Genomic DNA, 16,877 nt, shown 5'->3' with positions numbered 1-16,877 from the left:
ACGCGATGCATTATCGCCGCGCGGCGACGGGATGGGCTGAAGGCCGGCAGCTTACGGCTTCTCCCAGTGGCCGGACTTGGCCGACCGGAAGATGGCGTCGAGGACGCGGGCCTGCTTGATCGCATCGGGGACGCCGAATGCAAGCTTCTCCTTGCCGCGCACGACCCGCGAGAAATACTCGCCCTGGAGCTGGTACTGGTCGGCCTTCGGCAGCTTGATCGCCTTGGCCGAGGCATCGCCGAGCTCCTTGCCGTTGTCGAGAAAGATCTTCAGGGCCGCGCCCTGCGGCGCATTAAAGGGAATCTCGACCTCGACCCGGCCCTTGTCGCCGAGGATATGGACGCGCTGATATGGCGTCGCCTGGGTCGAGACGGTGAAGGTGAGGTGGCGGCCCTTGCCGAAATCGATGACGGCGCTTGCCAGACGATCGGTCTTGAACTTCGGGTCGCGATCGATCACCGCCATGCAGCGCACGGGCTCGGCGCCGAAGACGAAGCGGGAGACGACGACCGGATAGCAACCGATGTCGTAGATCGCGCCGCCGCCGATATCGGCCATGTTGCGGACGTTCTTCGGATCGACATTGTAGTAGCTGAACAGCGCCTGGATTGCCCGCAGGTTGCCGAGCTTGCCGCTTTGCGCCAGGTCGCGCGCCTTGATCCACTGGGGATGATTGCGGACCATGAAGGCTTCGGCGATATGGACCTTGCGGCCGGCGGCGCTGAGCAGCTTCGCCTCGTCGGCCGACATGGCGATCGGCTTCTCGCACAGCACGTGCTTGCCACGGGCCGCGGCCTCCAGCGTCAGCGGTACGTGGAGATGGTTGGGCAGCGGGTTGTAGACCGCCTCGATCTCCGGATCGTTCAGCATGTCCTCGTAGGATCCGTAGGCGACCGGGATGCCGAGCTTCTTCGCCCAGCGCCGGGCGGTCGGCAATGTCCGCGAGGCGATGGCGCGGATCTCGATATCCTTGCTCTTCATCATCCCGGGCAGGACCTTCGCAACGCCGATATTGGCGGTGGAGATCACGCCCCAGCGGACAGGACCCTTGTTCGTTGCACTCTTTGCCACGTCAGTCGCCTCCCAGTTTCTATATTCCGCGGATCGGATCGCGCCGCCCGGACCGCCGCGCTATCCGGTTTTGCAGGGTGTTGCAAGCATGACGGCGGCGCCCGGCGGTGTAAACCGCGAAACAGGATTCGGGAACCAAATCGAAACCTCGCTCGTTCACAGTGTCGACTCAGGCAACAGGAGAGACACCATGGAATATGGGATAGTCGGACTGATCGTCGTGATCCTCGACATCTACGCGATCTACAAGACGCTCACCAGCGGCGCCGATACGACGGCAAAGCTTCTCTGGACCCTGGGCATTGTCATCTTCCCGGTCGTCGGCTTCATCGTCTGGCTGATCGCCGGTCCGAAGGGTGGCGGCGAGGTCGTCGCCTGACGGCGGCCTTTTCTAGATGCCAGCGTACCAGTCATAGCCGCGGTCTTCCCAGAAGCCGCCCCGGCCACGGCCGAGATCGGCAAAGCTCTCGACCGCATCGATCCGCATAACGTATTTCGGCATCTTGTAGCCGAGCTGTCGTTCGACCCGCAGGCGCAGCGGCGCGCCATGCGGGATCGACAGCGTCTCGCCATTCATGTCGTAGGCGAGGATCGTCTGCGGGTGGAAGGCGTCTTCAAGGTCGATCGACTCGTAGTAGCGGCCGGTGCCGTCGAGGGTCTTTTCCAGCTCGTCGGCGCAGGTCAGCACGATGTAGCGGGCGCTGGGCTTCAAGCCGACCTGCTGAATGACGGCGGCAAGCTGGACGCCAGTCCACTTGCCGATGCAGCTCCACCCCTCTACGCAGTCGTGGCGGGTAATCTGGGTGCGCGACGGCATGGCGCGAAGATCGGCCAGCGCATAATCGCGCGGTGTCTCGACCAGTCCGCCGACCTTCAGCCGCCAGTCGGCAAAGCCGTTCTCGGCCAGCGCGCGGTAGGCCGGGTCCTCGGGATTGGTCGAGCCATTCGCCTTGAAGTTGGCCGAGATGTCCGCCTCGGCAAACTCGCGCGCCATCGTCGCGGGCGACAGCAGCGCCCGCTGGACGAGGCGGTTCATGTCCTCGCCGGTGTAGAGGACCTTGCGGAAACGATCCGACTGGGAGAGGCCGTCGCAGCCGGCAAGCGCCAGCGCGCCGAGGCTGCTTGCGGCGCCGAACAGGAAGGCGCGACGGCTGGGGCGTTTGAAATCAATCATCGGAAGGCTCCTTCGCGTCAACGGCATACCGCCCGGTGACGATCGAGCGCGTGTTGTTCCAGGCGCCCGACACCAGCACCATCAGCAGGTGGACCAGGATGAAGAGGACGATCGCGGTGGCGCAGACGAAATGGATCGTGCGCGCCGTCTGGCGGCCGCCGAATAGATCGAGGAGCCACGGGAAAGCGGCGTCGAGGGCGGGCGACATGGTCATGCCCGTGAGGATGACGCCGGGCAGGACGAGGAAGATGATCGCCAGATAGGTCAGCTTCTGCAGGACGTTGTAGTCCCGCTCGTGATGGAAGCGGAACCGGGCGTGGTCGAGGATCGAGCGTCCGATGCCGCGCAACTGGCGGCCGGTCGGAATGAGGTCGCGGGTGATGTGGCGATTGATCAGGCTGGCGACCAGGTAGACCAGGCCGTTGATGACGAAGATCCAGGCGAAGAAGAAGTGCCATCGACGTCCGGTGGCGAGGTCGCGATAGGTCGGCACCGTGAGCCAGGACGGGAAAGCCCTCGCCTCGACGCTGCTGCCGGCCGTCGACAGGCCGAGAACCCCGGTGGTGGTGAAGGTGGCGCCGAGAATCCGGGTCAGGCCGACCCGTTCGCCCTCGGCGTTGGTGGCGGCGGTGATGCTCAGGACCGGATTGTCGAAATCGGAGGCGCTGCCGATATAGAGGGCCGGGTGCGCGTTGAAGATCTGCATGCCGCTCAACAGCAGGACGACGATACAGAGGACGTTCACCCAGTGCGTGATGCGGGTGACGAGGGCATGCCGGTAGACGAGGCGTCGCGGGCGGCGCTGTGCGGTGATCGACCCGTCCGACATTAGTCACTCCCTGTTCGGCCGCGCCACGGGGCGGGCCTTGCATTGAAGTCTACGGGCGCGAGCCGGCGGAAGTTTCACCGGGCGCTGTCTTTGTCGCGATGTGTACGGCAGTCCGCGGCTATCCGCGTCTCGGCGACGCGGGTCTCCCCGGCAACGACCATCTCAGCCAGGCTTGCGGCTTGCTGACGGTGGCGACCAGTTTGACCTCGGCCTGCGTCGCCGCGATCTCCTTTTCCATGTAGGTCAACCACCAGTTCCAGTCGACGAGTTCCCGGACGGCGCCGACGGCGTCGGGTCCATCAGGGCGGGCGGCGTCGAAAGCCGCCATCAGGATTGGCGTCGGGTCGGGCGCTGGCGGAGCCGCCGGTTCGGCCGGGGATGGCGCGCCCGCGGGTTCGAGCGTGTCGGCGACCTGTTGCAAGGCGTCGGCGACCCGGTCGCGGTAGGCGATGGTCGCGGACAGGGCGGCGGCATAGGCCTCGCCGTGCGATGGCGCCGGAGTGGGCAGCAGGCCGGACACCATGGAATGGGCGAGGTTCGGCGGCTGGAACAACGCGATCCAGACCTGCGGCTCGAGATGCAGGCCCCGCTCGGTCAGCGCGACGCCGAAAGTCTCATCGGCCTGACGGCGGACCGTCTGCATTTCGGCGACGCGTTGCCGGCAATGCTCGGCCGAGCCGGTGACAACCGCCCGCAGCCCCGACGCTGCGGCGCGATACACGCGACCAAGCGCGGCGGCGAGCGCGGCGCGGGCGCCCCGCGGCCACAGCATCAGGCCGATCACTGCGGCGCTCACCGCGCCGAGCGAGACCGTCTCCAGACGTTCGACCGCGGTCGAGATGCCGGCCGGGGCGATCAGCGTGAACAGCACGACCAGCGCGGTGGTGAACGACGCCTGGCCGACGAGGAAGCCGACCGCGCCGGGCGTATAGCCGGCGAGGAAGATTGTCAGCGGCAGGATGATCCACAAGGCGGTCGCCGACTCGTGCAGGAAGGTCAAAAGGGCCGTAGCGACGATGAACCCGGCCAGCGTCCCGCCCACCGCCTGAAGCGCGGTGGCCGAGGTTGCCGCCGCGCTCGAACGAAGGACGAGCAGCGCACCGAGGGTGATCCAGAAGCCGTGCTCCACGGGGAGGAGCTTGGCGAGGACCACGGCGAGGGTCATTGCCGCGCCGGCCCGGATGCTGTTGCGGAAGATGACGCCATCCCGCGCAAAGCCGCGGGCAATGATGCGCCAGGTTCGTCCGAGGAGATCGACCGGCCGGTCGGAAACCTTTTCCGGATCGACGGCCGCGTTCGGGACGGCGATCTCGTCGCGCACACCCAGCGACACGGCCGCTGCCGCGTCGACCCACATGGCGACATGCGACAGGGCGAAGACCGGCGTCGACCGCCGCATCACGGCCAGGGCGCGCGACGCCCCGTCATCGTCGGACCCGCCGGCGGCATCGATCGCCGACAGGCTTGTTTCCTGCCGATCCGACTGCAGCGCGGCCTGGAGCAGGGCGATTGCCTCGCGGGCGGCCATCGGGTCGACGGTGCCCTGAAGGGCTGCGCCGGCCTCGCGGAAAGCGGCGGCGCAGGTGGCGACGAGCGCCGCATCGTCGGGCGAGGGAGGTCCGGTCTCGATGAGTTGGCGGGCGATATCGTTCGCCTGTTCGAGATGCTCGGCCAGGTGCAGGAGCCCGATATCGCGCGACAGCGGGCTGCACGGCCGGAACGGCGCGCTGGCCTTGGCCCGCGCCACGGCGAGCAGGTCCGCCACGCGCTTGAAGGCCGCTTCGGCCGCGTCGCGATCGCCGATCGACTCCAATGCCTCGCCAAGTCCGTCGCAGACCGCGGCAAGGGTCTGGCGAAGGGCAAGCCGGCGGTCGACCGGCCAGAGCAGGAGGGCGGCGATCAGCGCTGCCGCACCGCCAATTGACCAGCCCAGGACCCGCAGCTCGATCGGCGCGGCGCTGAGCGGTTCGAGCACGGTCAGTGAATAGGCGAGGGCGACCGGGGCGATGAAGGCCGGGGCATAGCCGCCGAAGACGGTGGCGAAGGTCACGGCGAACATGACGAGGAACATCGCCACGGCGGCGCCGAGAACGGTGCCGGACAGGACGGAACCGAGGATGATGACGAGATCGCCGATGACGATCATCGCCACATAGGCAGCGATACGCGGCCACGGCTTGCCGCCGAAATCGGCGAAGACCAGACCGACGAAGCTTGCGAAGAAGGAATAGGTCGCCAGCGTACCGAGGTGGAATCCCTGGTCGAGGATGGCGAACAGCGGCACGCAGACGATCACCGCCCGGGTCGCCTTGCGCAGGTTGAGGAGATCCGGGTCCCGCGCAGTCAGCCGCTCGACAAGGGTCATGACGCCATCTCGCATCGAGGACGGCGCAACGCGACGCCGCAGCCATGCGCCATCATGGCGCCGGGAGGACGGGACAACCGGTCAGTGCCCGTCACTCTGCCCGTGCGCCGCAGGGGCATGGGCCCAGGCAGAACCGCCCTTGTCTCATTTGCGGTTCACGACCTTCGAGCCCTCGAAATGCGGGCCGCAGATCCCCTCGGGATAGCCCCCGGCCGGCTCGGGACCGCTGCACTGATCCGATCCGCTCCAGTTGCCGAAGTGATTGTTCCGCGCATTCCAGGAGTCGTATTGCTGGTGATGCTGGGCGTTGTGGTTGCCGAAATTCGGCGGCGAGTAGCTGCCGCCCTTCCCGTCCGAACCGTGAAAACCACCGCCGGAGAAACCGCCCCCGGAGAAATGGCCACCACCGCCGCCGCCGCCGTGGCCTCCTCCGCCACCGCCACCGCCACCACCGCCTCCGCCGCCGTGGCCGCCGCCTCCACCACCTCCACCACCGCCACCACCGCCCCCGCGGGCGTTGGTGAAGTCAGGCGTGGCGACGAACATCGCGGCGGCGAGGACACAGGACAGGGTCGCGCCGACCCAGAGTCGCTTGCGTGCGGTCATCGTCTCGCTCCTCATTGGTCGGTGACAACGTGCTGCTGGGGAATTTCCTCGACGCCCGGCGGCGGTGCAAAGCCGAACAGGCCTTCGCCGAGAACCGGGTCGACATCCCAGACGAATGTCGCGCCATACTGGGGACGGGCATCCTCGGTCGTGTTGACGATGACCATCCGGCACGGCAGAGGGTCGCCATCCTTGCGGATCCAGAGCTGGACGTCGGCCGTCTTCACCCGATAGGCGTAGTGGCGGCAGACATTGCCCTGGATGAGGGTCTCGCCGACGAAATAGGCCAGTTCGAGTTCGACCGGCGGTGTATCGGGCGCCGCCCAGAAGAAGAGGTCGGCGAGGGGCAGCTCGACGCCGTAGTCCTGCTGCGCGGCGACGATCGTCGCCGCGATCGTGTCCGGAGCGTCGAAGACTGAGTAATAGTCGAGCGTCGGCGCGTATTGGGTAACGGTCGCTCCGTCGTAGATGTAGATGCGCTCCTGCTTGTCGTTGTCGACCGTCACCCGAAGGCGGTCGGGCAGGCGGGCGGCGATCGTCGTCACGCCGGCGATCTGGACAAGCTGGCCATTGTCGAGAAGGTCGTCGGACGTGGTCGTGGCAACGACCCTGAACCCGGTCAGGGTGCGCAGATGCGCGGCCATCGCATCCACCGCCTCGACCGCCGCGGCCTGGACCGGAACGTCGGCCTCTTCCTCGCCGGGCATCTCCTGCGCCGCCACCGGCGCGCCTGCCAGGAGCAGACAGCCGAGCGCGGCGATACTGCCGGACATAAGTCGATTCATTTCCGATCCTCCTCGTGCCCTGCAGGCGTTGCATCAGGCCGCCTGCTTCGGCTGCCGCCACGGTACGCATTCACGACAGGGGCGGCAATCGGGACCGTCACAAGGTCGGCGGCTGCCACCGCAGGCGTTTGACGACCCTCATCAGGGAAATGCCTCCGGCGGCGGAGCGTCGAGGCAGGCGGTCCGCCGGAAGACACCACGCGGCATCGGATCGCGGGTGGCGGCGAGGTCCTGCGTAATCGCCGAGGGCTCGTACCACAGCGTCAGCCCGACCTCCGGCACCATGACAAAGGCTGGCGCCGGATCGCCGCGATTGGGGGGATCGGCCAGCATGTTGAGATCGGCGTCGAGCGGATAGAAGCGCAGCGTCCGCAGGATGTCGTGGACATAGTCGTCCGGCTCGTCTTCCAGGAGCTCTTCAGGCCCGTCCATTTTCGCCGATGCGGCGTAGGGATCGGCGACCGGGATCAGCGTGATGCCGCTGTAGCCGTTGGATACGGCGAAGCGAAACCAGTAGTCGCGCTGTGTCGTCGTCAGCCGGAAATAGAGGTCCGACGCGACGCTGGCATAGGATCGCGCCGGGACGAAAGCCGCAGCGAAATCGCCCTCTGCGGTCTTCATAGCATAGACCGCCCGTTCGGCCGGACAGGCCGCTGCCTGCGCCACGCCAACCAGCCACGGAGCGGCGACGATGGCCGCCAGGGCCAGTCCCGCGACACGGTGGTTTCGAGCAGAATATCGCATGGGAAGAGGGATCCGGGCGTCGCTGGCGAAACCAGTGTGCATGCAAACCCTGGTGGACGCCAGCGGGGCCGAGGCGATCCGATCCCGCGCCGGCCAGCATTAACGTATCGTTAACCATGTTGCGGCGACAACATAACAATGATTCAGTTCAATCGAGCCGCTTCGATTGCATGATTCGATGTCGTCGCGGCATGCGATCAGGACGACCGGCCGAATCCAGCCCAGGGCACCTTCGTGAAAAGATCAATCCTGATCATATTTCTTACGGAGGAAGAACCAGTCGCGGCACTCGCCATCGCCGCGATGCGTTCGCAACTTGCCACCGGGGATTCGCTACTGCTCCTCCATAATGGCGCAGGCAAGAAATCCTTCGCCGACAAGTATTCGGGCCTAGCGTCGGTCCGGTATTTTGAAAATGGCGAGAATCTCGGTGTTGCCGGCGGGCGCAATTTCCTCCTTCGCCAGCCGGAATGCCGCGCGTCCGACCTGATCTTCCTGATCGACAGCGACACCCTCGTGCCGAACGATTATCTCGACAGGATGTCGGGCTTCATGCGCCGCTCACCCGACGCGGGTATCGCAGGACCGGTCGCCCTGAGCTATCCGCGGATGAAGGACCGGCTTGAGGCCGCGGACCTCGGTCGGTCATGCCCGCTCGAGACGACCGCCACCGGTTTCTACGACGTCGATACGGACACTATCCGGGCAATTCTGGCCGGGTCGCTGGAAGAAGACGACATCGACCATATCGGGACCGACCCGGACTGGCGGAAGGCGTATCTGTCTCAGCAGAGCTTCGTCGACCTGATCGTCCGCTCGATTGATCCGGATGCGGGCCTCTATCGTCCCGGGCTGCGAAACCACAGGGAAAGCCGCGAGGCGCTTGCGGGGGCGGAGAATGCGATCGCCGTCGCCAATGTAGCCGGCGCCTGCCAGGTCTTCCGGTCTGGCCTGATCGACGAGATCGGCTACCTCTGCGACCTCTACAATCCCTACGGGATGGAGGACGTGGATTTCAGCGTCCGCGCCCTGGCCTCCGGGCGAAAGAACTACACGACCAACGCGACCTACCTGTTCCATCGGACCGACGGACGGCATGACGCCCGCGCGGGACTGACCGGGACCTATCAGAGACTCCTGACCGACAGCCGGGCACGGACGGTTTTCGAGTACCGGTGGGCGGGGGAGGATTTTCCCGCCGTTTCCTTCCGGCGCCTGCTCAGTCGTTCGCTGCTCCACAGGGGTCGCGTCGAAGGCGAGGTCGTCGACGATTTGTTCGTCGCGGTCCTGTTCGGGATCAGGTCGGCGCTCGATCTGCTCGCCAATGCGGAAGGCCTCGACCTCGACCGACTGCTGGAAGGCGCGCCGACGGCGCCGCCACCGGCTCTGGTGGCGCTCGCGTCAGAGCGGCCACCGTTGTTGGACTCACTCGCACTCCGCGAAAGCGCATGAGATGACGCCGCAGGAAAACACCATCGATCGCCAGCCGCTACAGGACGAGGCATTTCGTCGCCTCGACCGACTGTTCGACGATTACGGCGGGCGGATAGCCAGTCTGGCCGCGGACGACACCCTCGACCGGGTCATCCGGGCCAAGAATGCGGAGATCGAGGGCCGGGATGCGATCATCGAACGGCAGATGCGGGCGCTCGCCGACCAGGCGAAGACAGTTGCCGCGCAGAAGAAGGAACTCGCCGCGCGCGCCGACGTCCTCCGCGCCCGGTCCGAGAAGCTGAAGGCGCTGAAGCGCTCGCACGCGACCTTGACGACGACGACCAAGCGGCTGAAGCAAAAGGCCACGGCCCTCAGGGCGCGGCTCGAGAAGAAGCGCGACCTCGGCTACTACGTCAACAAGTGGCTCGGGCGGTTGAAAGGGAAATCGGCGGCGGCCTGAGGGCGGTCGCTCTCCAAGGCCTGGCCGGGCCTGCATCCATCCAGACGACAGTCATCGAGCGCGGGCGATCATCCATGCGCCATCGGCCGAACCCACGGGGCGGAAACCCGTGTCCTCGGAACCGGAAAAGGCTGGCCCGAAGACGAGGCTGAGAACGGTCAATCGCGGAGGGGTGGTGGAGCCAGGCGGAATCGAACCGCCGACCTCTTGAATGCCATTCAAGCGCTCTCCCAACTGAGCTATGGCCCCTCGCCGCTGGCCGGACACGTCGCCCGGCCGCGGAACATCAGTCTCTTAAGTCCCGCCCTCGACCGAATCAAGGGCGCTTATCGTTCTTCTTCATCATCGACGTCGCCAATGATGTCGGCAACGTTGTCATCGTCCTCTTCGTCGTCCTCGAGGAAGGTGTCGTCGTCGTCCGATTCGATGTCGTCATCGTCGCTGTCGTCGTCAACGACGACGTCGACATCATCGTCATCGTCGTCATCACCATCGGCGACAACGGCGCCGGTCTTGGCGGCTTCCTCGTCGGCGGCTTCGAGCGAGACGACTTCGGCCTTTTCCTCGACCTCCTCGATCTCGTCTTCCTCTTTCTCGACCGGCTTGGCGCGGGCCGGCGACGGCCGCGACTTTACCACCGCGATCTCGAAAACCGTGCCGCATTTCGGGCAGGTGATCGGGTCGCGATTCAGGTCGTAATATTTGTTGCCGCAATTCGGGCAAACGCGTTTCGTGCCGAGTTCTGCTTTCGCCACGTCGATCCCTCGTCGGAAGCGTTGAAGGGGCCTCCCATAGTGCGAGTGAAACTTGCTGTCAAAAGCAAATCTGAATCGGGGGCCGCCGCTGGATGACGGACCATGCCGGCTATGCTATCCGAACGGCGCCCATCGGGCCGCCAGAGAGCCGGAGCGCCAGCCAGATATGTCGACACAAGATCACAGGAAACCCCTCCGCGCGCGGGCCTCGGGACCGCTGAAGGGATCGATTCGACCGCCGGGAGACAAGTCGATTTCCCACCGGGCGCTGATGCTCGGTGCGCTGGCGATCGGGGAAACCACCGTCGAGGGGTTGCTCGAGGGCGAGGATGTGCTGGCGACCGCGGAGGCGATGCGCGCATTTGGCGCGACCGTCATTCGCGATGACGGCGGGGTGTGGCACGTCAAGGGACTCGGCGTCGGCGGGCTGCTCGAACCGGACAAGGTCATCGACTATGGCAATGCCGGAACCGGCGTGCGCCTGGCGATGGGATTGGCGGGAAGCCACGGTTTCGCGACGACTTTCACCGGCGACGCCTCGCTCGTCGGTCGGCCGATGGGGCGTATCTTCGAGCCGCTTCGCCGCATGGGCGTCCAGATCCTGGCGCGCTCCGGCGACCGGCTGCCGGCGACAATCGAGGGGCCCGAAGTACCGGTGCCGATCGAATACCGGGTGCCGGTCGCCTCGGCGCAGGTGAAGTCGGCGGTGCTCCTGGCGGCGCTGAATTTCAGCGGCACCACCACGGTTATCGAGCCGATCCCGACCCGCGACCACACCGAACGCATGCTGGCCGCCTTTGGCGCGGCGATCGAGACGACGGTGGCGGATGACGGCGTGCGGACGATCGCCATCGACGGCGGCGCCGACCTCCAGGCCCAGAAAATCGTCGTGCCCGGCGATCCGAGTTCGGCCGCCTTCCCGATCGTCGCGGCGGCGATCGTCGAGGGCTCCGACGTGACTGTGGAAAACGCCCTGCTCAATCCGACCCGAATCGGTCTGATCGACACGCTGGTCGAAATGGGCGCCGACATCACCATCGACAACCGGCGCAGCGTCGGTGGCGAGGAAGTCGGCGACGTCCGGGTTCGCGGCAGCCGGATGAAGGGCGTCGCGGTGCCGCCGGAGCGGGCGCCCTCGATGATCGACGAGTACCCGATCCTCTCCGTTGCCGCCGCCTTCGCGGAAGGCGAGACGCGAATGGAAGGCATCGGCGAATTGCGGGTCAAGGAATCCGACCGGATCGCCATGATGGTTGCCGGCCTGAAGGCCAACGGCGTCGATGTCGACGAGGGTCCGGAATCGATCGTCGTCCGGGGCAGCGCCCGGCCGGCCGGCGGTGCGACCGTCGCGACCTCCCTCGATCACCGCATCGCCATGAGCTTCCTGATCCTCGGGCTCGGCGCGGCGAACCCGGTGACGATCGACGACGAGTCCCCCATCGCCACCAGCTTTCCCGCTTTCCGCGACATGATGACCGGGCTCGGCGCGCGCTTCGAGAGCGTCGACGGTGACTGATCCTCAAGCGTCGACCGCCAACGGCGTCATGCTGATCGCCATCGACGGCCCGGCGGCGTCCGGCAAGGGTACGCTCGCCCGCCGCCTGGCGGCGCACTACCGATTGCGCCACCTCGACACCGGACTGACCTTCCGCGCCGTCGGTGCCGAACTGGTCGCCTCCGGCCGCCCGCTCGATGACGAGAGGGCGGCGATCACCATCGCCGAGACGCTCGACCTCGAGCATCTCGATCGCGAGCGGCTCAACGCCCATGGCGTGGGAGAGGCGGCATCGAAGGTCGCGGTGATGCCGGGGTTTCGCAAGGCGATGGTCGCCCGCCAACGGGCCTTCGCACGCGAGGGCGCCGGCGCCGTGCTCGACGGCCGCGACATCGGGACGGTCGTCCTGCCCGACGCCACGGCCAAGCTCTTCGTCACCGCTGATGCAGCAACCAGGGCCATGCGCCGCGCAGCCGAAATCCGGTCGCGTGGCGGCGAGGCCAGCGACGAGGCGATCCTCGCCGACCTGGCGCGCCGCGACCGCCGCGACGCCGAGCGGGCCACCGCGCCGCTGAAGGCGGCGGAGGACGCGCACTTGCTCGATACAACCGGAATGGATATAGAAACCGCGTTCCGCGCGGCCGTGGATATCGTTGAACGGGCCAGAGCCGAACGCGACTGACGGGAATGCCAGCAGGCATTGCCCGCTTTTTGCGTTATCGAAATGGTCCTTCCCGATGCCGCTTTTGGGCGGAAAAGCCTTTTGACTGCCGAGACTTCGACCTGGAGCGCCGCGGCTTCGCCTGGTGATCAAGCGATGCAACGCCACAGAGGGAAGAAGTCCCGGACCTGACAACACCAACCGACGGCGCGCGCTGCCGTCGAACCCGGAGTATCAATGTCCGCAGCTGCTCAGACCACCAAAGAAGATTTTGCCGCCCTCCTTGAGGAATCCTTCAAGGCCGATGACCACATGGAAGGTGGCGTCGTCAAAGGGACGATCGTCGCCATCGAGAAGGACCTCGCGGTCATCGACGTCGGCCTGAAGACCGAAGGCCGCATCCCGCTGAAGGAATTCAGCGTCGGCGGCGAAGAGCCCGGCGTCAAGGTCGGCGACGAGGTCGAGGTCTACCTTGAGCGCATCGAAAACGCGCTCGGAGAGGCCGTCCTGTCGCGCGAGAAGGCACGGCGCGAGGAGAGCTGGGTGCGCCTCGAAGTCTCCTTCAACAACAACGAGAAGGTTTCGGGCGTCATCTTCAACCAGGTCAAGGGTGGTTTCACCGTCGATCTCGACGGCGCCGTCGCCTTCCTGCCGCGCAGCCAGGTGGATATCCGCCCGGTCCGCGACGTGACCCCGCTGATGCACACGCAGCAGCCCTTCCAGATCCTCAAGATGGACAAGCGCCGCGGCAACATCGTCGTTTCGCGCCGTACCGTTCTTGAAGAGACCCGCGCCGAGCAGCGTTCGGAACTGGTCCAGAGCCTCGAGGAAGGCCAGGTCATCGAGGGCGTGGTCAAGAACATCACCGACTACGGCGCCTTCGTCGACCTCGGTGGCATCGACGGCCTGCTGCACGTCACCGACATCGCCTGGCGCCGGATCAACCACCCGAGCGAGGTCCTGGCCATCGGCCAGACCGTCAAGGTGCAGATCATCCGGGTCAACCACGAGACGCACCGCATCTCGCTCGGCATGAAGCAGCTCGAAGCCGATCCGTGGGAGGGCATCGAGGCCAAGTATCCGGTCAATGTCCGGTTCACTGGCCGCGTTACCAACATCACCGACTACGGCGCCTTCGTCGAACTGGAGCCGGGCATCGAGGGACTGATCCACGTCTCCGAGATGTCCTGGACCAAGAAGAACGTCCACCCCGGCAAGATCGTCTCCACCTCCCAGGAGGTCGAGGTGATGATTCTCGAGGTCGATCCGGTCAAGCGGCGCATTTCGCTCGGCCTCAAGCAGACCCTCGACAATCCGTGGGAGTCCTTCGCGGCCGAACACGCGGTCGGCTCGATGGTCGAAGGCGAAGTCAAGAACAAGACCGAGTTCGGTCTGTTCATCGGCCTCGACGGCGATGTCGACGGCATGGTCCACCTCTCCGACCTCGACTGGAACCGTCCGGGCGAGCAGGCGATCGAGGACTATAACCGGGGCGACATGGTCCAGGCGCAGGTGCTCGACGTCGATGTCGAGAAGGAGCGCATCTCGCTCGGCATCAAGCAGGCTGGCGGCGATCCCTTCGTCGACGCGCCCGGCGATGTCCGCAAGGGCGCCGTGGTTACCTGCGAAGTGCTCGACGTCAAGGAAGCCGGCCTGGAGGTCAAGATCGTCGATACCGATCTCGTCACCTTCATCCGCCGCTCCGATCTGTCGCGGGATCGCTCCGAGCAGCGTCCGGAACGCTTCGCCAAGGGCGAGAAGGTCGATGCACGGGTGACCAACTTCGACAAGAAGAACCGCAAGGTCACCGTGTCGGTCAAGGCACTGGAGATCGCCGAGGAGAAGCAGGCCGTCGCGCAATACGGCTCGTCGGACTCCGGCGCTTCGCTGGGCGATATCCTCGGGGCGGCGCTGCGTGCGCGCGGCGACGAGGACGAGCCGGAAGCCAAGGCTGAAGCTGAAGCCGAGACCGAGGACGACGCCGGGGACGAGGTGAAGAGCTAAGGCTCTTCCATCGATCCACGGATGCAAGATTGAAGAAGCCCGCGCTTGTCGCGGGCTTTTTCTTTGCCCGAACGACGACGGCTCAGCTCAGCGGAAGGTCGATGTTGCCGGCAAAGCCCGGGCGGCCGCGAAGCGACTCGAGCCAGCGGGCGATATTGGGGCGCGGCTCATGGGCGATCGGCATCGCCGCCCAGCGCCAGGCGCTGGCGCCGGCGGGGATGTCGGCCATGGTGAAGGCCTCCCCGGCGACAAAGGCATTCGCGCCGAGATGCGCGTCGAGCACAGCGAGAAAACCCTCCGTCTTCGTCCTTGCCGCCTCGATCGTCGCCGGGTCCGAGAATTGCGGCGCCTGGCGGATCAGGCCGAGGAAGGCCGGGATCAGCGCCGGGTAGAGGTTGGTGGCCTGCCAGTCCATCCACTGTTCGGCAATGAACCGCGCCTTCAGGTCCTCGGGATAAAGCCGGCCCGCGCCATAGCGGGCAGCGAGGTAGCGGACGATGGTATTCGACTCCCACAGGACGTAGCCGTCGTCGTCGAGCGTCGGGACCAGCCGGTTGGGATTGCGGGAGGCGTATTCCGGCGTGTCGACGACGCCAAAGGCCATGCCGGCGTCAATCCGGGTATAGTCGAGATCGAGCTCGCCAAGCGTCCAGATGACCTTCTGGACATTGATCGAATTGGTGCGGCCCCATAGCGTCAGCATGGCGCGAGACTAGCCAGCCTGCGATGCGGCGTCCATCCCGCTTGCCTGTCGAGCCGAGAGCGGCTACGCCCCTCGTCACGCGGCGGGGCGCGTAAGCTGGCAAGAGTTCGAGGAGGCCGCATGAGCTTGACTGCCGATCAGATCGTCGACCGCCGGAGCCTTCGCAGGAAGCTTTCGGTCTGGCGCGTCGTCGCGTTTCTGGCGCTGGCCCTGCTGGTCGTCGGCGGCGCCGCCGTGGTTGCCGGCGTCAACGGCTTTGCCGGGATCACGCCGCCGCAGATTGCCCGGGTCACCATCTCCGGCTTTATTTCCGAAGACCGCGACCAGCTTGAGATGCTCGACAAGATCACCGAGGCCAAGGGGGTCAAGGGCGTCATCGTCTCGATCGATTCGACCGGCGGGTCGACCGCCGGCGGCGAGGCGCTCTACGAGGCGTTGCGCCGCATGGCGAAGGAAAAGCCGGTTGTCGCCAGCATGGAGACGGTTGGTGCTTCCGCCGCCTACATGACGGCGATAGCCGCCGATCATGTCATCGCCCGGCGCACGACCATCACCGGCTCGATCGGCGTGATTTTCCAGATTCCCCAGGTCGGCGGCCTGCTCGACAAGCTCGGCGTCGATATCGAGGAGGTCAAGAGCTCGCCGCTGAAGGCGGCCCCGTCGATGTTCGAACCGGCCTCGCCGGAAGCCCTGGCGGTGATCAACAGCGTCGTGCGCGACAGTTATGACTGGTTCGTCGATATTGTCGCCGAGCGGCGGGACCTCGACCGCGCCGACGCGCTGACGCTGGCCGACGGCCGCATCTACACCGGCCGCCAGGCGCTCGACGCCCGGCTGATCGACGAGATCGGCGGCGAGGAGACCGCGATCGACTGGCTGGTCTCCAAGGGCGTCAAGCGGTCGCTGCCGGTCAAGGACTGGGAGCCGGCCAACGACGATGCGGGCTTCCTTTCGGCTGACCTCGCCGTGCTGTGGATCGCCCGCCAGCTCGGGCTCGGTCCCGCCGTCACCCATGGCGGACTGGTCGACCGGATCGTTGCCGAGCGGCTGAAGCTTGACGGTCTGATGTCGGTTTGGCAGGGTCCAGCCAGCGGGAGCGACGGGCCCGCCGAGGGGGCGCTGCGATGATCAAATCCGAATTGGTGCAACGGATATCCGAACAGAATCCGCATCTTTATCAGCGCGATGTCGAACACATCGTCAACGCTATCCTCGATGCGATCACCGAGGCGCTGGCCCGCGGGGACCGGGTGGAGCTTCGCGGCTTCGGCGCGTTTTCGGTGAAGAACCGGCCGGCGCGGGTCGGCCGCAACCCGCGCACCGGCAGCCGGGTCGAGGTGACCGAGAAATACGTGCCCTTTTTCAAGACCGGCAAGGAACTGCGCGAGCGCCTCAACGATTGAGGCGGCGACCGGCAATCCGCAGATGCCCTGGCCGGCAAGGTGAAACCGAGACCCGATGCGACGTTTCGTGACCTATTTCATCCTGGTTCCGCTGGCCATCATCGGCGTGGTGCTGGCCGTGGCCAACCGCCATTTCGTCACCCTGTCCTTCGATCCGTTCAATACGGTCTCGCCGGCCTTCTCGGTCTCGGTGCCGCTCTTCGTGCTGCTTTTCGCCACCCTGGCGATCGGCGTCCTGATCGGTGGCTTCGCGGCGTGGATACGCCAGGGTCACTGGCGCCGGCAGGCCCGGCAGGAGCATGTCGAGGCCGAACGGCTGCGGCGCGAGGTCGAGCGGCGACGCGAGATACCGGTCAGTCCGGCGCTGTCGTCGCGCGACGCCGCCTGA

The 16,877-nt window shown here is 66.1% G+C and carries 18 protein-coding genes and 1 tRNA gene; 9 read left to right on the top strand and 10 right to left on the bottom strand.

Features of this window, described 5'->3' with window-relative positions:
- Positions 1-51: 51 nt before the first annotated feature.
- The gene (locus BLT60_RS07870; protein ID WP_090875879.1) at positions 52-1,071 is read right to left on the bottom strand and encodes a Gfo/Idh/MocA family protein; all 1,020 of its coding nucleotides are present in this window, start codon (positions 1,069-1,071) and stop codon (positions 52-54) included.
- Between the two features lie 190 nt (positions 1,072-1,261).
- On the opposite strand from BLT60_RS07870, the gene BLT60_RS07865 reads away from it, so the two are divergent.
- On the top strand, positions 1,262-1,450 hold the full coding sequence (locus BLT60_RS07865; protein WP_090875878.1) for a PLD nuclease N-terminal domain-containing protein: 189 nt from the start codon (positions 1,262-1,264) through the stop codon (positions 1,448-1,450).
- A gap of 12 nt (positions 1,451-1,462) precedes the next feature.
- Here the strand turns inward: BLT60_RS07865 and BLT60_RS07860 are convergent, their stop codons facing one another.
- From BLT60_RS07860 to BLT60_RS07835, 6 genes are all read right to left on the bottom strand, one after another.
- Entirely contained in the window at positions 1,463-2,245 is a 783-nt protein-coding gene (locus tag BLT60_RS07860) for a molybdopterin-binding protein (RefSeq protein WP_090875877.1), read from the bottom strand.
- Complete coding sequence (locus BLT60_RS07855) at positions 2,238-3,074, bottom strand: cytochrome b/b6 domain-containing protein (protein ID WP_090875876.1); 837 nt, start codon at positions 3,072-3,074, stop codon at positions 2,238-2,240. Before BLT60_RS07855 ends, BLT60_RS07860 begins: the two co-directional genes overlap by 8 nt.
- A gap of 118 nt (positions 3,075-3,192) precedes the next feature.
- On the bottom strand, positions 3,193-5,439 hold the full coding sequence (locus tag BLT60_RS07850) for an FUSC family protein (RefSeq protein WP_175478340.1): 2,247 nt from the start codon (positions 5,437-5,439) through the stop codon (positions 3,193-3,195).
- 144 nt (positions 5,440-5,583) lie between these two features.
- A complete protein-coding gene (locus tag BLT60_RS07845; protein WP_139167780.1) occupies positions 5,584-6,045 on the bottom strand; it encodes a hypothetical protein in 462 nt (153 codons plus the stop codon).
- Positions 6,046-6,056: 11 nt separating this feature from the next.
- Complete coding sequence (locus tag BLT60_RS07840) at positions 6,057-6,830, bottom strand: DUF2092 domain-containing protein (protein WP_090875873.1); 774 nt, start codon at positions 6,828-6,830, stop codon at positions 6,057-6,059.
- Between the two features lie 141 nt (positions 6,831-6,971).
- Positions 6,972-7,574, bottom strand: a complete 603-nt coding sequence (locus tag BLT60_RS07835) for a hypothetical protein (RefSeq protein WP_090875872.1) — start codon at positions 7,572-7,574, stop codon at positions 6,972-6,974.
- A 234-nt stretch (positions 7,575-7,808) separates the two neighbouring features.
- Between BLT60_RS07835 and BLT60_RS07830 the strand changes: the two genes are divergently transcribed.
- Together BLT60_RS07830 and BLT60_RS07825 are read left to right on the top strand one after the other, a co-directional pair.
- Positions 7,809-9,026: a glycosyltransferase family 2 protein gene (locus BLT60_RS07830; protein WP_090875871.1), complete on the top strand. Its 1,218-nt coding sequence runs from the start codon at positions 7,809-7,811 to the stop codon at positions 9,024-9,026.
- 1 nt (position 9,027) lies between these two features.
- Complete coding sequence (locus BLT60_RS07825) at positions 9,028-9,468, top strand: hypothetical protein (protein ID WP_090875870.1); 441 nt, start codon at positions 9,028-9,030, stop codon at positions 9,466-9,468.
- 173 nt (positions 9,469-9,641) lie between these two features.
- On the opposite strand, the gene BLT60_RS07820 is transcribed toward BLT60_RS07825, so the two are convergent.
- Together BLT60_RS07820 and BLT60_RS07815 are read right to left on the bottom strand one after the other, a co-directional pair.
- Positions 9,642-9,717, bottom strand: a tRNA-Ala gene (locus BLT60_RS07820).
- 77 nt (positions 9,718-9,794) lie between these two features.
- Entirely contained in the window at positions 9,795-10,223 is a 429-nt protein-coding gene (locus tag BLT60_RS07815) for a TIGR02300 family protein (protein ID WP_090875869.1), read from the bottom strand.
- 166 nt (positions 10,224-10,389) lie between these two features.
- Between BLT60_RS07815 and aroA the strand changes: the two genes are divergently transcribed.
- The 3 genes from aroA (at position 10,390) to rpsA (ending at position 14,383) form a co-directional block, all read left to right on the top strand.
- A complete protein-coding gene (gene aroA, locus BLT60_RS07810) occupies positions 10,390-11,739 on the top strand; it encodes a 3-phosphoshikimate 1-carboxyvinyltransferase (RefSeq protein WP_090875868.1) in 1,350 nt (449 codons plus the stop codon).
- A 28-nt stretch (positions 11,740-11,767) separates the two neighbouring features.
- On the top strand, positions 11,768-12,400 hold the full coding sequence (gene cmk, locus BLT60_RS07805) for a (d)CMP kinase (protein WP_090875867.1): 633 nt from the start codon (positions 11,768-11,770) through the stop codon (positions 12,398-12,400).
- A 216-nt stretch (positions 12,401-12,616) separates the two neighbouring features.
- Complete coding sequence (gene rpsA / locus BLT60_RS07800; RefSeq protein ID WP_090875866.1) at positions 12,617-14,383, top strand: 30S ribosomal protein S1; 1,767 nt, start codon at positions 12,617-12,619, stop codon at positions 14,381-14,383.
- An 82-nt stretch (positions 14,384-14,465) separates the two neighbouring features.
- Here rpsA and BLT60_RS07795 read toward each other — a convergent pair whose 3' ends face one another.
- Positions 14,466-15,086: a glutathione S-transferase family protein gene (locus BLT60_RS07795; RefSeq protein ID WP_090875865.1), complete on the bottom strand. Its 621-nt coding sequence runs from the start codon at positions 15,084-15,086 to the stop codon at positions 14,466-14,468.
- A 120-nt stretch (positions 15,087-15,206) separates the two neighbouring features.
- Between BLT60_RS07795 and sppA the strand changes: the two genes are divergently transcribed.
- From sppA to BLT60_RS07780, 3 genes are read left to right on the top strand one after another with little or no spacing between them, the layout of a single operon-like run.
- Complete coding sequence (gene sppA / locus BLT60_RS07790; RefSeq protein WP_090875864.1) at positions 15,207-16,214, top strand: signal peptide peptidase SppA; 1,008 nt, start codon at positions 15,207-15,209, stop codon at positions 16,212-16,214.
- Complete coding sequence (locus BLT60_RS07785; RefSeq protein ID WP_090875863.1) at positions 16,211-16,489, top strand: integration host factor subunit beta; 279 nt, start codon at positions 16,211-16,213, stop codon at positions 16,487-16,489. Before sppA ends, BLT60_RS07785 begins: the two co-directional genes overlap by 4 nt.
- 55 nt (positions 16,490-16,544) lie before the next feature.
- A complete protein-coding gene (locus BLT60_RS07780; protein WP_090875862.1) occupies positions 16,545-16,877 on the top strand; it encodes a lipopolysaccharide assembly protein LapA domain-containing protein in 333 nt (110 codons plus the stop codon).

Source organism: Bauldia litoralis, from assembly GCF_900104485.1.
GTDB classification, from domain to species: Bacteria; Pseudomonadota; Alphaproteobacteria; order Rhizobiales; family Kaistiaceae; genus Bauldia; species Bauldia litoralis.
The sequence above is the reverse complement of the archived record's forward strand: the minus strand, read 5'-3'. Positions and strand labels throughout refer to the sequence as shown.

Coding starts and splice junctions, on each gene's coding strand:
- BLT60_RS07835 (WP_090875872.1), bottom strand. CDS start 7,574: ATGCGATATTCTGCTCGAAACCACCGTGTCGCGGGACTGGCCCTGGCG.
- BLT60_RS07840 (WP_090875873.1), bottom strand. CDS start 6,830: ATGAATCGACTTATGTCCGGCAGTATCGCCGCGCTCGGCTGTCTGCTC.
- rpsA (WP_090875866.1), top strand. CDS start 12,617: ATGTCCGCAGCTGCTCAGACCACCAAAGAAGATTTTGCCGCCCTCCTT.
- BLT60_RS07860 (WP_090875877.1), bottom strand. CDS start 2,245: ATGATTGATTTCAAACGCCCCAGCCGTCGCGCCTTCCTGTTCGGCGCC.
- BLT60_RS07865 (WP_090875878.1), top strand. CDS start 1,262: ATGGAATATGGGATAGTCGGACTGATCGTCGTGATCCTCGACATCTAC.
- sppA (WP_090875864.1), top strand. CDS start 15,207: ATGAGCTTGACTGCCGATCAGATCGTCGACCGCCGGAGCCTTCGCAGG.
- BLT60_RS07825 (WP_090875870.1), top strand. CDS start 9,028: ATGACGCCGCAGGAAAACACCATCGATCGCCAGCCGCTACAGGACGAG.
- BLT60_RS07785 (WP_090875863.1), top strand. CDS start 16,211: ATGATCAAATCCGAATTGGTGCAACGGATATCCGAACAGAATCCGCAT.
- cmk (WP_090875867.1), top strand. CDS start 11,768: ATGCTGATCGCCATCGACGGCCCGGCGGCGTCCGGCAAGGGTACGCTC.
- BLT60_RS07795 (WP_090875865.1), bottom strand. CDS start 15,086: ATGCTGACGCTATGGGGCCGCACCAATTCGATCAATGTCCAGAAGGTC.
- BLT60_RS07850 (WP_175478340.1), bottom strand. CDS start 5,439: ATGACCCTTGTCGAGCGGCTGACTGCGCGGGACCCGGATCTCCTCAAC.
- aroA (WP_090875868.1), top strand. CDS start 10,390: ATGTCGACACAAGATCACAGGAAACCCCTCCGCGCGCGGGCCTCGGGA.
- BLT60_RS07845 (WP_139167780.1), bottom strand. CDS start 6,045: ATGACCGCACGCAAGCGACTCTGGGTCGGCGCGACCCTGTCCTGTGTC.
- BLT60_RS07855 (WP_090875876.1), bottom strand. CDS start 3,074: ATGTCGGACGGGTCGATCACCGCACAGCGCCGCCCGCGACGCCTCGTC.
- BLT60_RS07780 (WP_090875862.1), top strand. CDS start 16,545: ATGCGACGTTTCGTGACCTATTTCATCCTGGTTCCGCTGGCCATCATC.